Genomic DNA, 14,794 nt, shown 5'->3' on the forward strand with positions numbered 1-14,794 from the left:
TAGAGATGCGATCAAGCAAGTTTATTGGTGTGGCTACGGCTGTTGCGGCTGCTCTGTTGCTGTCGGCACCGGTTGGTGCGACGGGCGTGAATGACGATCCGTTGAAAGAGAAATGGGCGCCCGGTCCTTGGGGCCCGGACGACAAGGCGGGCGCGGTCAATCGAACAACCCCTGAAATGGTCTTGAAGGCCGTCGGCCTGGTCAAACAAGGCAAGACTGCAACCCTTGGAAAAGTCTATGCCGGCGACGCTCCGGCCTTCGGGTCCCGCGGCTGGCGGATGACCATCCCCGGCCTTCCGACCGGCGGACCGTTCGGCGATCACCAGTTGGTCTACAACGATGAGTATCTGGCAACCGAGATCGGGCAGATCGGGACCCAGTTCGACGGTCCCGGCCACATCGGAACGATCACGTCCGAAGGCATGTTCTTCTACAACGGCCGCATTCTGAACCAGAGCGGTGCCGACGCCTACGGCATGGGACCGCTGGGTGTGGAGCACGTCGCCGAGAAGGGCTATGTCTGCCGCGGCGTGCTGCTGGATGCGGTCGCGCTGCGCGGCGGTCAGTTGCCGATCCCGGCCGGCAAGGGCGATCCAGGGATCATCACCGACGCCGATGTGGAGGCGATGGTGAAGAACCAGGGAATTGCACCGATCGGTGAAGGCGACTGCGTGTTCCTTCATACCGGGCACGGCAATATCTGGCACCCCAAGGACTGGGACAAGTTTGACGCCGCCGAGAAGTCCAAGCGGGTTGCCAGTTTCAACGCCGGCGAGCCGGGCTTCGGGATCTCGGCGTGCGAGTACCTTGCCGAGCGCAAGATCATACTGACCGGCGCGGATACCTGGGCGGTCGAGGCGGTTCCGGGCGAGAACGCCGACAAGCCGTTCGAATGCCACCTGCAGATGCAGACCCGGCGCGGCATCTGGAATCTGGAGAACATGGACCTGACCCAGTTGGTCGCCGACAAGGCCTACGAGTTCCTGTTCGTCTGGTCGCCGCTGAAGATGAAGGGTGCGACCGGTTCGCCCGGAAATCCCGTCGCCCTCTACTGAGGCGCGCCAATCGATAAGCCACGAGGTTCGGGAGCCGGCGCGACCGCGGCTCCCGAACTGTCGTTAGGCGTTGCAGTGCCGATCGGTCCCTGAGCGGCCCTCGGCCTGGTGAGGTGAACCGGCGCCGGTGGCGTCCGCGCCTGACGTCCACCCATTCGCAGGCCGGATACCAAGATCCGTATCATCGTCCCGGGCGAATTGCTGCATTCTGGTTCCAGCGGGTGTTTGCGTGGCAACCTGCGTCCCATCTATCGCGTCGGACCATCCGCAACCGGGCCCCCAGGCTCCTCTTGCGATCATGCACTATCAGGAACGGAAACGATTACATGAGCAACGCATCCGACTACACGCCGCCGAGCGTCTGGAAGTGGAACAAGGAGAACGGCGGACGGTTCGCCAACATCAACCGTCCGATCGCCGGGCCGACGCACGACAAAGAACTGCCGGTCGGCAAGCACCCCCTGCAGCTCTATTCCCTGGCGACGCCGAATGGAGTCAAGGTCACGATCATGCTCGAAGAACTGCTCGCCGCCGGGCACAGTGGGGCGGAATATGATGCCTGGCTGATCAAGATCGGGGACGGGGATCAGTTCGGCAGCGGCTTCGTCGGGGTCAACCCGAATTCCAAGATCCCGGCACTGATGGACCACAGCACACCGAAGCCGACCAGGGTGTTCGAGTCCGGCGCCATCCTGCTCTATCTCGCCGAGAAGTTCGGCGCCTTCCTGCCCAAGGATCCGGCCAAGCGGACCGAAGCCCTGAACTGGCTGTTCTGGCAGATGGGCAGTGCGCCTTATCTCGGCGGCGGATTCGGCCATTTCTATGCCTACGCACCGTTCAAGATCGAATACGCCATCGACCGTTTCGCCATGGAGGTGAAGCGCCAGCTGGACGTTCTGGACCGGCATCTGGCGGACAACGAGTACATGGCGGGCGAGGAATACTCGATCGCCGACATGGCGATCTGGCCCTGGTACGGCAATCTCACGCTGCCCGGTGCGATCTACAACGATTCAGCCACGTTCCTGGAAGCGCACACCTACACCAACGTCGTCCGCTGGCAGAAGCAGATTGCGACACGCGATCCCGTCAAACGCGGGCGCATCGTCAACCGGCGGACCGGAGAGTTGGAGGAGCAGCTTCACGAACGCCACGACGCGAGCGACTTCGACACCAAGACCCAGGACAAGCTGGCCGGCTAGAGGCCGGGGCGGCGGGAGGCCGGCATCGGCTGCCCGCCGCCAGTCTGCCGGCATCCGGCTCGGGTGCCCCTGCATGCTTGACGTGGCGGCAGTCGTACACAGCCATAGCCGAAGCCCGGATCGCTGGGTAGCTTGCGCGGTCGACCGCCCTACCCGGCAACCTCCACGGACCTTGCACCGATGACCATGTTGAGCCGATCCGTCCCCGCTTCCGTCGACGTCGTGGTGATCGGCGGCGGCATCGCCGGAGTCTGCACGGCGTACTACCTCGCCCGTGCCGGGGTGACGGTGGCTCTGTGCGAGAAGGGCCGTATTGCCGGCGAGCAGTCGTCGCGCAACTGGGGCTGGATCCGCCAGCAAGGCCGCGACCCGCGGGAACTGCCGCTGATGATCGAGAGCCTGCGCTGTTGGCACGCCCTGGTGCCGGAGTTGGACGAGGATATCGGCTTCAAGGTCGGCGGCGTCACCTATCTTGCCGAAACCGAGAAGGATCTGCGGCGGCACGAGGCCTGGCTGGAGAGTGTCGGGTCCTTTCAACTCGACAGCCGCATGCTGAGCCCGGCGGAGGCCGACGCCATGCTCGGCCGCACCGACCGGCGTTTCCTGGGCGCCCTGCACACTGCCAGCGACGCCCGTGCCGAGCCGTCGAAGGCCGTACCGGCGATCGCCCGCGCCGCCGAGCGCCTTGGCGCGACGGTTCTGACCGACACCGCGGTCCGCACCATCGACCGGCAGGCCGGCAGGGTGTCGGGCGTCGTCACCGAGCACGGCCGGATCGCCTGCCGGTCCGTCGTGCTGGCGGGCGGCGTATGGTCGCGGCCGTTCCTGGAGAATATCGGCCTCGGCCTGCCGCAACTGGCGGTCAGGTCCTCGGTGCAGCGCACCACGCCGGCACCCAGGCTGTCGGAGAGCACGTTCGGCGGGGTCGGCGCCTCGATCCGGCCGCGTCAGGACGGCGGATACACGGTCGCCCGCAGCGGAGCGGCGCAATTCGACCTCATCCCGGCCGCCTTCACGCATTTCTGGGCGTTCGCGCCGACCCTGCGCGCGCAGTGGCGGATCATGAAAATCCGCTTCGGGCGACCGTTCTTTGACGCGTGGGGTCAGCGTCGGTGGCGCGAGGACCAGATGAGCCCGTTCGAGGCGGTGCGGGTACTCGACCCGGCTCCCGACGGCGCCCTCCTCGACGATGTCATGCGCACCGCGCGGAAGCTGTATCCGATGCTCGCCGACACCGCACCGGCGGAAAGCTGGGCCGGCATGATCGATGTCACTCCCGACGAAGTCCCGGCGCTCGGGCCGATTGATGCCGTGCCCGGACTGTTCCTGGCCACCGGCCTGTCAGGCCACGGCTTCGGGATCGGCCCGGGCCTCGGCTACGCCATGGCCCAGATGGTGCGGGGCGAGACGACCCTCGTCGACCTGTCGGCCCTGCGGTACTCCCGCTTCAAGGAACCCGGCGGCATCGTGACGGCGGCCGAGGTCTGAGCGCGCTCGACGAAGCGGACCCGACCCTCCGCCACCGCTGCACCAGTTCAGTGAACCGGCGCGTCGACCCGGACCTGATCGACCGACCACGACCCGTGGGCATTGACCATCACCAAACCATCGAACGGCTGCGAAAAGCCGTAGTCCTGGGTCTGGAGCACGACCTTCCCGTCGACCGACACCGTCATGCTACCGCTCGCATCACGAACCCAGTCGATTTCGTGCATCCGGCCGTCCGCGAAATCGGTACCGACCGTCCCTCGGCGAACGACACGGATCTCGGATCCCTGCCGCATGGCCAGAATGCTCGGCACCGCCCGCGGAAAGTCATCCAGCACCAGTTCATAGCCAGTATTTGGCTCAGACTCATAGGGGCCGAAGGCGAACCGGGCACCGGTCTCACCCTTGGTCGACAGGCGTACGCGGATCCGGAACTCGTTCGGCATCGCGACGGCCGTGGTGATCACCGCGGCTGAGGACTGGGCCTGCGAAGGGGCTTCAACACCCTCGCCCAGCACGCCTTTCAGGACCCGGAGCACGACATCCTCCGGCGATGTCTTCTGGGCGCTCTCGGCCGTCAGGACCTGACTGTTCAGCACCCCGTCGCGTACCGCGAAATTGCCTTGCAGAACCTGCCAGCGCACTTCTCGGGTGTAGTCGCCGTCGGCGAATCGATCGTCCATCAACATGACCTCGCCACTCGGCTGGGCCGGCTTGGTCCGATCGTCGCTCACGACCGGCTCCGGCTTGTCGAACGATGCCAGCAAGGCGGCGTCGGCCACACCATCGACCGGCAGTCCGGCATCGGTCTGATAGGTCCGGATGGCATTGATTGTGGCCTGGCCCATCACACCGTCGGACGGTCCGGGCTGGTACCCGCGCTCGGTCAGCGTCGCCTGAATCGAGCGAATCATTTCGCGGCGTGACAGCGTGGCATCGGTCGAGCGGATCCGCTCGAGCAGGAGGACGGACGGCTGGCCAGTGACCAGCAGCCGCTGGTCGCGTTCGAAGGTGCGGATCGCTTCCTGGGTCTTGCTGTCGATCACCCCGTTTACCACCGGCACGTCATACCCGCGGCGCCGCAGTTCGACCTGGGTATCCACGACCAGTTGGGTCGCTCCCGGGGTTGGAAGCGACGATTGGTTCGCAACCGCTGTATTCGTCTCGGCCGACGCCGTCTGCGAGCTTCTGTCGCGAGGCTCCGACCCGGTCGCCGCCAGATACTCTTCGCGCAGGCTGCGCATGGTGGAGCGATCGGGCGTGCCCGTGACAACCTGCCCTCGGGACCGCTGGTAGGCGCTGATCGCCGACCGGGTTCGGTTTCCCATGTATCCGTCGACCGGGCCGGCATCGAAACCGAGCCGGTTCAGCCAGCCCTGCGCGCGTTCCACCCGCTCGTCATAGGCTACGGTGACGATCCCCGACGTCGCCATGACGGTCGTCGGCACCGCTGGCAGCACGACCAGCGCGTTGCCTGGAGTTGCGACCCCGATGCATCCAAGAAGTGTCAGTGGCATGAGCCGTTTCATGATGCGTCTCCCGGTCCGTGCGTGATGAGCCCAGACGGCCTGACGCCCGCTCCTGGAGACAACAACGCGCCAGGGTCGGCCACGGTTGCCTAGTACCGGCGAGGCGACGACCGAATCACGAGCACGCCGCACGTCTGCGACCGCGCACTTTCGATCGGGCACTTTCGATCGGGCACTGTCGATCGCGTTGGCCCAATCGCCCCCACTGAACTAACGTTTACTCTCGACCATCGAGCATGCCGATCACCTCGGTACGTGCATCACGCAGTTCGCCGATCAAAGTCCATCTCGGGGAGTCCGATGTCCGATTTGTTGCTGACTAATGCCCGTGTCTGGGGAGCGGGCGATGCGCCGTGCGACGTCGCCGTGCAAGGCAGTCGCATTGCGGCAATAGGACCGAGCCTCCCAGCCGACGGCGCCGAGGTGTTCGACGGCACCGGTTGCCTGATGATCCCCGGGCTGGTCGACGCCCACGCCCACATCGACAAGACCCTGTGGGGCACGCCCTGGCATCCGCACCAGGCCGGACCGAGCCTGATCGACAAGATCACCAACGAGCGTCGGGTGCTGAGCGGGCTCGGACTGTCGGCCGAGGTGCAGAGCGCCCGGCTGCTCAGGCACCTGGTGGCGCGCGGCACCACTCACGTGCGCACGCATGTCGACATCGGGCCGGACATCGGCCTCGCCCACTTCCACGGTATCCAGGCAATGCGCGACAGCCACCGCGACTGGATCGATGTCGAGATCGTGGCGTTCCCGCAGACCGGCGTGATGATCAAGCCGGGCACCTTGGAACTGCTGGAGCAGGCGGTGCGCGAGGGCGCCGAAGTGGTCGGCGGCCTCGACCCGGTTGGCGTAGACCGCGATCCCAAAGGCCAACTCGACGGCATCTTTGCAATCGCCGACCGACACGGCTGCGGTATCGATATTCACTTGCATGACCGTGGCGATCTGGGCGCGGTGACCATCGACATGATCGTGGAGCGCACCCGCGCGCTCGGACTGAAGGGCAAGGTGGTGATCAGCCATGCCTTCTGCCTCGGCATGGTCGAGCCAGCGCGGCTCGACGGGCTGATCGCCGACCTTCTGGACCAGGATATCGCGATCATGACCCACGCGCCGTCCGGACCGACCCCGTTCCCGCCTATCCGGCTGCTGCACGACCGTGGAGTGCGGCTGCTGTCCGGGTCCGACGGGGTACGCGACACCTGGGGGCCGCTGAACACCGGCGACATGCTGGAGCGCGCCTTCCTGTTGGCCTACCGCTCCGGCTTCCGCCACGATCCCGACCTGGAGGTGGCGCTGAGCATGGCGACCTACGGCGGGGCGCAGGTCATGGGGGCCGCCGACTACGGACTGACCGTCGGCTCGGCTGCCGATCTGGTGCTGGTCGAGGCCGAGACCGCAGCCGAGGCCGTGGCGTTTCACCCGGTGCGCCGGCTGGTGCTCAAACGCGGACAGGTGGTGGCGCGCGACGGCCGCTCGCTTCTGCCGACCGCCGCCTGATAGGCTGAACCAAATCGTCGACCGAACAATCAAAAACTGAGGATCCCGTTATGCAGACCATTACCGCCCAGGGCATCACCATGCCCAAGCTCGGCCTCGGGACCTTCAAGTTGACCGATGCGCCCGGCCAGGCAGCCGTCGAGAGTGCGCTGGCCATGGGCTATCGCCACGTCGACACCGCCGAGATGTACGGCAACGAGGTTCAGGTCGGCGCCGGGATCGCCGCCACCGGGGTCCCTCGCGGCGACCTGCACGTCACCACCAAGGCCTGGCACGACCACCTGGCACCCGACGCGATCCGTCGCGCGCTGGACGGCAGCCTCGGCAAGCTGAAGCTCGACTACGTCGACCTCTATCTGGTGCACTGGCCGTCGCCGGACATGGATCTGGGCGCCACCCTGGCTACCCTGGTGCACCTCAAGGAGGAGGGCCGGATCCGTGCCCTTGGTGTTGCCAACTTCACCCTGCCCCTGCTGCGCCAGGCGATCGAGGAAATCGGCGCACCGATCGCCTGCAACCAGGTCGAGTATCACGTCTACCTCGATCAGTCGGCGGTGCTCGGCTACCTGCAATCCAAGAACGTGCCGCTGGTCGCCTACTGCCCGATCGCCCGCGCCACCGTCGCCGACGACCCGATCATGGTCGGGATTGCGGCCAAGCACGACGTCTCGGCCGCCCAGGTGGCGCTGAAATGGCTGCTCGACCAGGATGGTGTCGCCGCCATCCCCAAGGCGCAGCGCCCCCAAAGCCAGCAGGCCAATATGGACGCCTGGAATGTCACCCTGGACGACGACGACCGCCGGGCGATTGCCGCACTGCCGAAGAACCGACGGCTGGTCGACCCGGCGTTCGGACCCGACTGGGACTGACCGTCCGCCGGCGGTCGGGGAGCCAAGGCATCCGACCGCCGGCACCATTACCGGTTGAGCCGGCGCCAAACGCCCTGTCTTATGGCTCGATGATCAAAACGCTCACCGACAATCCCACCCTGCTCGGAACGCTGTCGGCCCTGGTGGCCGTGTTCTGCTTCTCGATCAATGACATGGCGATCAAGTTCCTGTCCGGGGACTATGCGCTGCACCAGGTGGTGCTGATCCGGGCGGTCATCGGCCTCGTCGTCCTGCTGGCGGTGCTGCTCCCGCTGTCGGGCGGTTTCGCGGCGTTGCGGACCCGGCGGCTGGGCTTGCATCTGGCGCGCGGCGCCTGCGTGGTGTTCGCCAACATGTCGTTCTTCCTCGGGATCGCCACCCTGCCGCTGGCCGAGGGTGTCGCGATCTTCTTCGTGGCACCGATGGTCATCGCGGTGTTCTCGGTCGTCTTCCTGAAGGAGCGGGTCGGACCGCGCCGCTGGGCGGCGATTGCGACCGGGCTGCTGGGCGTGGTGATTGTGCTGCGCCCAGGAACCGAGGTGTTCCAGTTCGCCTCGCTCTACCCGGTTGCGGCGGCGTTCGGCTACGCCTCGCTGCACATGTTGACCCGCTACATCGGCCGGACCGAGAGCGCGCTGGCCATGTCGTTCTACATCCAGCTTACCTTCATCATGGTGTCCGGCAGCATGGGCCTGCTGGTCGGCGACGGCCGCTTCGCCGACACCGGTGACGCGTCGCTCGACTTCCTGTTCCGAAACTGGGTGGTGCCCGACAGCGCAGACTGGGGGGTGCTGGTGGCGATCGGGGTGGCGTCGGCGTTCGGCGGCTTCGGGATCAGCCAGGCCTACCGGATCGCCGAAGCAGCCGTCGTCGCCCCCTTCGAGTACGTGGCGATCCCGCTGTCGGTGCTGTGGGGCATCCTAGTGTTCAACGAATGGCCGGACGGGGTGGCGCTGGCCGGCATCGCGCTGATCACCGGCTCGGGTCTCTACATGATCTGGCGAGAATCCCGTCTGCGCAGCGCCCGCGTCCCCGACACGCCGCGCTACCGGCGTTGAGCGCGTCTCACTGTCCAACGGCCGTCCGATGATGCTCAACACGTCGCGCACCCGACTACGCCCGTGGCGGGACTGCGACCGACCGGTGTTCGCGGCGCTGATGGCCGATCCCATGGTGATGACCGACCTGGGCGGGCCGATCGACCGGGCGGCCAGCGGCGCCAAACTGAACCGCTATATCGCTGCGTATGAACGGTACGGCGTGTGCCGCTGGGCGGTCGAGGCCCTGAACCGGGACTTCCTCGGCTATGCCGGCGTCATGCCGCTAACCGCCGGCCATCCCCTGGCGCCCGGCTGGGATATCGGCTGGCGCCTGGTACGCAGCGCCTGGGGCCACGGCTATGCCACCGAGGCTGCCGCGACCGCCCTCGACGACGCCTTCGCCCGGCTTGGCCTGCCCGCGATCGTCGCTTTCTCAGCCCCCGACAACCATCGCTCCCAGGCGGTGATGGGCCGGCTGGCGATGCTGCGCGATCCGGCCCGCGACTTCACCGCGGTCTACGACGGCGTCAGCCCGTGGCGTGGACAGGTTTGGGTGGCACGGCGCGGTCGGATTTCGGCCCCTCCGATCGCGCAAAGCTGACCGTCTGCGCCTCCGCCCAGGGCCGCGCGAACGGCAACGGGCAGTCGGGATGCGACAGCTGCAGCGGTGCCAGCCGGTGGTGCAGCAGGCTGGCCCGGTCGGCGGTTCGGATGTGCAGGACGTCGACGGTGATCTGGTCCGGGCGGTCCAGGCCCATGGCGCCCAGCATCTCGCCGAAGCCGATCAGGGTGTTCTTGTGGAAACTGGCGACGCGGGCCGCCTTGTCCGGCACCACCAGCGCCTTCTGCCGGGTCGGATCCTGGGTGGCGACACCGGTCGGGCAGCGGTTGGTGTGACAGGAGCGGGCCTGGATGCAGCCCAGCGCGAACATGAAGCCGCGCGCCGAGTTGCACCAGTCGGCTCCGAGCGCCAGCGCTGTGCCGATGTCGGCACCGGAGATGATCTTGCCGCTGGCGCCGATCCGGATGCGGTTGCGGATGCCGGCGCCAATCAGCGCCATGTTGACGAAGTGCAGCCCCTCGCGCAGCGGCATGCCGACGCTGTTGGTGAACTCCACCGGCGCCGCCCCGGTGCCGCCCTCGCTGCCGTCGACGACGATGAAATCCGGATAGATCTCTTCCTGGATCATCGCCTTCACCACCGCCATGAACTCGTGGGGATGGCCGACGCACAGCTTGAAGCCGACCGGCTTGCCCAGGCTGAGGTCGCGCAGTTGCTGCAGGAATCGCACGAACTCCACCGGCGTGGAGAACGCCGGGTGAGCCGCCGGCGAGACGCAGTCGATGCCCATCGGGATGCCGCGCGCCTCGACGATCTCCGGGGTGATCTTCGATGCCGGCAGCACGCCGCCATGGCCGGGCTTCGCTCCCTGCGACAGCTTGACCTCGATCATCTTGATCTGCGGGTCGGCGGACTGCTTGATGAACTTCTCGGCGTCGAAGGTTCCGTCGGCCGCGCGGCAGCCGAAATAGCCGGACCCCAACTCCCAGATCAGATCGCCACCATGCTGGCGATGGTAGCGCGAGATCCCGCCCTCGCCGGTGTCGTGGGCGAAGCCGCCGAGCTTGGCACCCTTGTTCAACGCCTGGATGGCGTTGCCGCTGAGCGCGCCGAAACTCATGGCTGAGATGTTGAACAGCGAGATCGCGTAGGGCTGCTTGCAGGACTCTCCCCCAACCGTGACCCGGAAATCGAAGGTCTTCGGATGCACGGGCGCCAGGGAGTGGGTGAAGTAGGCGTACTCCGGCTTGTAAACGTCCTGCTGGGTTCCGAAGGGTACGGTCTGTACCGCCTGCTTGGCCCTTTGATAGACCAGCGAACGCTGCTCGCGGTTGAACGGGAACGCGTCCGCATCGCTCTCGATCAGGTATTGGCGGATCTCCGGGCGGATCCCTTCGAACAGCCAGCGCATGTGGGCAATGATCGGATAGTTGCGCATCAGGCTGTGCCGCGTCTGGCGCAGGTCGTAGACGCCGAGAAGGGTCAGCGGCCCGGCAACCGCAACGGCGATCCAGCCGTACCAAACGCCCGCAGCACCGGCGACAAGCCCGAGCGCGGCAACCGCGATCAGGATCGCAAAGATCGAATAGCGCATGTTCCCTCCCCCGGGGATTCGTCGTCAGCCCTACCCGCACGCGAATGCCGACCGCCGGCACGCGACGACAGATTCGGCAGGCAGCGTATTTCCGAAGAATGAAGATGAAATTAACGACGAATCGGCAGAACCATATGAGGGACTCGCCCCGCATCGGCACGGCAGTCGGCGGGAGGCGGATGGTTCCCACCCGCGCGCCGGACGACTATCGTTCCACGACCCGCCGTTGACCGATCCGAGCCTCATGCCTTCCCTGAACGAACAGACGACGATTCCGTCGCCCCCCGAGACCGTCTGGCCGCTGCTGAGTGACCCGGCGCTGATCGCGTCCTGCATCCCTGGCGCCGAGATGGCCCCCGACCAGGGTGACGGCCTGTGGCGCGGATCGATCCGGGTCAAGTTCGGCCCGACGGTCGCGACCTTCCGGGGCGAGGTCGCACTGACCTACGACCACGCGAACCGGACCTGCAGCATCGAGGGCCGCGGCATCGACCAGTGCGGCGCATCGCACGCGCTGGCCTCCGGCACGGTGACCGCGTCGGGCAACACCGAGACGGTACTGTCGGTCGACGGCAGCTTCAGCGTCACCGGGCCGCTGGAGGCGTTCGCCAACGCCGGCGGCGTGCACGTCGCCCGCGCCCTGCTTGCCGATTTCACGGCCAACCTCACCAACCTGGTCGCCGCGCCGGCAGCAGAGCAATCGGCCGAGGATCCGCCGGCACCGACCACGGCACCGGCGCCACCCTCCGCAACCGAGCTAAGTGCCGGAAGCCTGCTGTGGCGGGCGCTGCTGTCCTGGTTCAAGTCGCTCTTCGACAGGGGAAAGTCATGAACGCGCGCAAGCTCCAGGTCACCGACATGCTGGTCAAGGCGTTCCGCGCCGAGGGCGTGGAGGTGCTGTTCACCCTGATGGGCGACGCCAACATGTACTGGTCGGCGGCGATGGCCGAGCAGCCCGGCGTCAAGGTGATCCATGCCCGCCACGAGCATGCCGCCTGCGCCATGGCCGACGGCTACGCCCGTGCGACCGGGAAGGTCGGCGTCGCCTCCACCACCTGCGGACCCGGCTTCACCCAGATCATGACGGCGCTGACCATGGCGGCGCGGGCCAACACGCCGATGGTGGTGTTCGCCGGCGACGCCCCGATCGGCGCCGCCTGGTACCTGCAGCAGATCGACATGGCGCCGCTGGCGCTGGCGACCGGCGCCCACTACATCGCGATCAAGAGCATCGACCGCCTGCTCGACAACGTGCGCGAGGCCTTCGTCATCGCCCAGGTCGAGCGCCGACCTGTGGTACTGTCGGTGCCGATGGACCTGCAGAAGAAGGACTATCCCTACCTCTCCGAATACATGACTTCGGCGGGCTTCGTACCGGCAGCCCAGCGCCCGGGTCCCGATCCGCTGATGGTCGACAAGGTGGTCGCGCTGATCGCCGAGGCCGAACGGCCGATCGTGATCGCCGGCCGGGGTGCCGCCCGATCCGACGCCCGCGCCGCGCTCGAGGCACTGGCCGAGCGCTCCGGCGCGCTGCTCGCCAACTCACTGCTCGGGAAAGGCGTGTTCGAAGGCAACCCCTACGCCATCGGCATCGCCGGCGCCTTTGCCAGCGACTACGCCCGCGAACGCTTCGCCGAGTCCGACCTCGTCATCGGCGTCGGCGCCGGGCTCGGCCACTACACCACCGAGGCGGGTTATCTGTATCCCGGCGCCCAGGTTGTGCAGATCGACACCAACCCGCGCGGGTTGTGGCAAGGACTGCGGACCGCCGACCTGCACGTCCGTGCCGACGCACGAGCCGCCGCAGAGGCAATTGTCGAAGCCCTCGACAAGCGGGGGATTGCCCGCTCCGGCTTCCGGACTCCCGACATGGCCGCCGCGATTGCCGCCGACGTGCCGGACGCTAAGCAGTTCACCCCGCAGCCCGGCCTGCTCGACCCGCGCAAAGCGATCCTGGAACTGGACGCCGTGGTACCGAAAGACTGGGACATCGTGATCGGCGCCGGCCACTACTTCTCGATCGCGCTGACCCACATGCGCGGCCGGGCCAACGACCGCTATCACGTGATCAGCGATTTCGGCGGTATCGGTTCCGGCCTGCCGGCGGCGATCGGCGTGGCGGCCGACCGCGGCGACGGGAAGGTACTGCTGATCGAGGGCGACGGCAGCCTGTACCTGCACGTCCAGGAACTGGAGACCATCCGTCGGCACGGCATCCAGATGTTGATCGCGATCATGAACGACGGCGGTTACGGCGCCGAGTTCCACAAGTTCCGCGCCAACGGCATCGAGGCCAAGGAGGCGATCCACGGCCGCGGCGACCTCGCAGGAGTCGCCACCGGCTTTGGCCTGCGCGGCACCACGGTCAGCGAAATGGGGCGCTGCCCGGCGCTGTTCCAGGAGCACCAGTCGGCCAACACCGCCGGGCTGTGGGATCTGCAGATCGACGACCTGATTCCATCCCGCGCCTACAGACGCATTCACTACGGCGAGGCTTGAGCGCAGTCGCAACCGCGCAACAGGCGGCCGCGCAGTGTCAGCGCGGCGGTTCCGGCCAGGCCTTTTGCTCCGGACGGATCTGTTCGATCAATCGGCTGAGCCGCATGACCCCGAGATCGTCGAAGCGCTGGCCGACCACCTGGACGCCGACCGGTAGCCCGTCACCGGTGAATGTCCAGTTGACCGAGGCTGCCGGCTGCTCCGAGAAATTGTAGGCGACCGTATAGGCGATGTGAGCCAGCGCGTTGTGCGGATCCTCATTGGGGGAGTGGGCCTCGGCCGGGTACGAGACGATCGGCGCCACAGGCGACAGCACGAAATCGAACGCCGCGACCGCCTTCACCGCGGCCTCGCGCATCGCCATGACTTGCATGTATGCGTTCATGACGTCGGCGCCGGAGAAGGTCCCAGCCCGCCATGTACACCATTCCAGGACGAACGGCAGGATCCGGGCGCGGGCCGCTTCCGACAGCGACATCACATCGTTGTAGGAGCGGGCCTCGAAGAACCGGCAGATGCCTTCCAGCATATCCGGGGTCAGGAACGACGGGATCTCCGTGACCTCCGCACCCGCCGCCGACAGCGCCTTGGCGGCATCGTCGGCCGCCGACAGCACGCCCGGCTCCGGGTCGATGCCGGTGCCCATGGCGCGGATCAGGCCGATGCGCAGGCCTTTGGCAGACAGTCCCTCCAGTTCGGCGGCATAGTCGACCGGCTGGTGCGGCAGGCTCATGTAGTCGCGTACGTCCGGACCGGTCACCACCGACATCAGCATCGCCGAGTCCCGCACCGTGCGGGTCATCGGCCCGGCCGCGCGACCCATGAACGGCGGATACACCGGCAGACGCCCTAGCGACGGCTTCAGCCCGAACAGGCCGCAGTGATGGGCCGGCAGCCGCACCGAGCCGCCGATGTCGGTCCCGATGTGCAGCGGGCCGTAGCCGGCGACCGCCGCCGCCCCCGCCCCCGAAGACGAACCTGCCGTGTTGCGGTCCAGCCGCCACGGGTTGCGGGTGGTGCCGTGCAGCGACGACCGCCCGGACGACAGCATCCCGTAGTCCGGCATCGTGGTCTTGCCGAGCAGCACGCACCCGGCCTCGCGCACCCGTGCGGCGGCCGGCGCATCCTCGGTCTTCGGCGTCAGGTCGCCGATCGCCACGCCGATCGGTGCCGGGTCGCCCTTGGTGGTGATGTTCTCCTTCAGGGTGATCGGCACCCCGTCGATCGGCGACAGCGGTTTGCCGGCACGCCAACGCGCCTCCGATTCAGCCGCCGCTGCCCGTGCACCGTCGTGATGTATCCGGTACAGCGCGTTGGCGTGCGGCTCCCACGCCTCGATCCGCGCCAGAGCCGCACCTACCACCTCTACAGGCGACAGGCTCTTGTCGGCATAGGCTTGGGCGAGTTCGGCGGCGGTGAGCGCGTGCAGCGGGGGCATATCGAGTCCTCA

Annotated in this window: 12 protein-coding genes; 9 read left to right on the plus strand and 3 right to left on the minus strand. The window is 67.1% G+C overall.

Annotated features, from left to right (window positions below; genetic code table 11):
• Positions 1 to 5 precede the first annotated feature (5 nt).
• From RIC54_RS10410 to RIC54_RS10420, 3 genes are all read left to right on the plus strand, one after another.
• On the plus strand, positions 6 to 1,055 hold the full coding sequence (locus tag RIC54_RS10410; protein WP_350095885.1) for a cyclase family protein: 1,050 nt from the start codon (positions 6 to 8) through the stop codon (positions 1,053 to 1,055).
• Between the two features lie 326 nt (positions 1,056 to 1,381).
• Positions 1,382 to 2,257, plus strand: a complete 876-nt coding sequence (gene yghU / locus RIC54_RS10415) for a glutathione-dependent disulfide-bond oxidoreductase (RefSeq protein WP_350095887.1) — start codon at positions 1,382 to 1,384, stop codon at positions 2,255 to 2,257.
• Between the two features lie 180 nt (positions 2,258 to 2,437).
• On the plus strand, positions 2,438 to 3,745 hold the full coding sequence (locus RIC54_RS10420; protein ID WP_350095889.1) for an NAD(P)/FAD-dependent oxidoreductase: 1,308 nt from the start codon (positions 2,438 to 2,440) through the stop codon (positions 3,743 to 3,745).
• Between the two features lie 47 nt (positions 3,746 to 3,792).
• Here the strand turns inward: RIC54_RS10420 and RIC54_RS10425 are convergent, their stop codons facing one another.
• Positions 3,793 to 5,274, minus strand: coding sequence for a peptidoglycan-binding domain-containing protein (locus tag RIC54_RS10425; protein WP_350095891.1), 1,482 nt, complete (start codon positions 5,272 to 5,274; stop codon positions 3,793 to 3,795).
• 300 nt (positions 5,275 to 5,574) lie between these two features.
• On the opposite strand from RIC54_RS10425, the gene RIC54_RS10430 reads away from it, so the two are divergent.
• From RIC54_RS10430 to RIC54_RS10445, 4 genes are all read left to right on the plus strand, one after another.
• Complete coding sequence (locus RIC54_RS10430; protein WP_350095893.1) at positions 5,575 to 6,780, plus strand: amidohydrolase family protein; 1,206 nt, start codon at positions 5,575 to 5,577, stop codon at positions 6,778 to 6,780.
• 50 nt (positions 6,781 to 6,830) lie between these two features.
• Positions 6,831 to 7,649, plus strand: coding sequence for an aldo/keto reductase (locus RIC54_RS10435; RefSeq protein ID WP_350095895.1), 819 nt, complete (start codon positions 6,831 to 6,833; stop codon positions 7,647 to 7,649).
• An 89-nt stretch (positions 7,650 to 7,738) separates the two neighbouring features.
• On the plus strand, positions 7,739 to 8,707 hold the full coding sequence (locus tag RIC54_RS10440) for a DMT family transporter (protein ID WP_350095897.1): 969 nt from the start codon (positions 7,739 to 7,741) through the stop codon (positions 8,705 to 8,707).
• 28 nt (positions 8,708 to 8,735) lie between these two features.
• Positions 8,736 to 9,290 carry a GNAT family N-acetyltransferase gene (locus RIC54_RS10445; protein ID WP_350095899.1) on the plus strand — a complete coding sequence of 185 codons (555 nt, stop codon included), beginning with the start codon at positions 8,736 to 8,738 and terminating at the stop codon, positions 9,288 to 9,290.
• On the opposite strand, the gene RIC54_RS10450 is transcribed toward RIC54_RS10445, so the two are convergent.
• The gene (locus RIC54_RS10450) at positions 9,217 to 10,845 is read right to left on the minus strand and encodes an FMN-binding glutamate synthase family protein (RefSeq protein WP_350095901.1); all 1,629 of its coding nucleotides are present in this window, start codon (positions 10,843 to 10,845) and stop codon (positions 9,217 to 9,219) included. The two genes, RIC54_RS10445 and RIC54_RS10450, sit on opposite strands and share 74 nt — an antisense overlap.
• A 244-nt stretch (positions 10,846 to 11,089) precedes the next feature.
• Between RIC54_RS10450 and RIC54_RS10455 the strand changes: the two genes are divergently transcribed.
• Together RIC54_RS10455 and RIC54_RS10460 are read left to right on the plus strand one after the other, a co-directional pair.
• On the plus strand, positions 11,090 to 11,677 hold the full coding sequence (locus RIC54_RS10455; RefSeq protein WP_350151004.1) for an SRPBCC family protein: 588 nt from the start codon (positions 11,090 to 11,092) through the stop codon (positions 11,675 to 11,677).
• Complete coding sequence (locus tag RIC54_RS10460; protein WP_350095905.1) at positions 11,674 to 13,344, plus strand: thiamine pyrophosphate-binding protein; 1,671 nt, start codon at positions 11,674 to 11,676, stop codon at positions 13,342 to 13,344. Before RIC54_RS10455 ends, RIC54_RS10460 begins: the two co-directional genes overlap by 4 nt.
• Before the next feature lie 37 nt (positions 13,345 to 13,381).
• Here RIC54_RS10460 and RIC54_RS10465 read toward each other — a convergent pair whose 3' ends face one another.
• On the minus strand, positions 13,382 to 14,782 hold the full coding sequence (locus tag RIC54_RS10465; protein ID WP_350095907.1) for an amidase: 1,401 nt from the start codon (positions 14,780 to 14,782) through the stop codon (positions 13,382 to 13,384).
• Positions 14,783 to 14,794 lie beyond the last annotated feature (12 nt).

Origin of the sequence: Thalassobaculum sp. (assembly GCF_040219215.1) — a bacterium.
Classification (GTDB): Bacteria; Pseudomonadota; Alphaproteobacteria; order Thalassobaculales; family Thalassobaculaceae; genus Thalassobaculum_A.

Coding starts and splice junctions, on each gene's coding strand:
- RIC54_RS10410 (WP_350095885.1), top strand. CDS start 6: ATGCGATCAAGCAAGTTTATTGGTGTGGCTACGGCTGTTGCGGCTGCT.
- yghU (WP_350095887.1), top strand. CDS start 1,382: ATGAGCAACGCATCCGACTACACGCCGCCGAGCGTCTGGAAGTGGAAC.
- RIC54_RS10420 (WP_350095889.1), top strand. CDS start 2,438: ATGACCATGTTGAGCCGATCCGTCCCCGCTTCCGTCGACGTCGTGGTG.
- RIC54_RS10425 (WP_350095891.1), bottom strand. CDS start 5,274: ATGAAACGGCTCATGCCACTGACACTTCTTGGATGCATCGGGGTCGCA.
- RIC54_RS10430 (WP_350095893.1), top strand. CDS start 5,575: ATGTCCGATTTGTTGCTGACTAATGCCCGTGTCTGGGGAGCGGGCGAT.
- RIC54_RS10435 (WP_350095895.1), top strand. CDS start 6,831: ATGCAGACCATTACCGCCCAGGGCATCACCATGCCCAAGCTCGGCCTC.
- RIC54_RS10440 (WP_350095897.1), top strand. CDS start 7,739: ATGATCAAAACGCTCACCGACAATCCCACCCTGCTCGGAACGCTGTCG.
- RIC54_RS10445 (WP_350095899.1), top strand. CDS start 8,736: ATGATGCTCAACACGTCGCGCACCCGACTACGCCCGTGGCGGGACTGC.
- RIC54_RS10450 (WP_350095901.1), bottom strand. CDS start 10,845: ATGCGCTATTCGATCTTTGCGATCCTGATCGCGGTTGCCGCGCTCGGG.
- RIC54_RS10455 (WP_350151004.1), top strand. CDS start 11,090: ATGCCTTCCCTGAACGAACAGACGACGATTCCGTCGCCCCCCGAGACC.
- RIC54_RS10460 (WP_350095905.1), top strand. CDS start 11,674: ATGAACGCGCGCAAGCTCCAGGTCACCGACATGCTGGTCAAGGCGTTC.
- RIC54_RS10465 (WP_350095907.1), bottom strand. CDS start 14,782: ATGCCCCCGCTGCACGCGCTCACCGCCGCCGAACTCGCCCAAGCCTAT.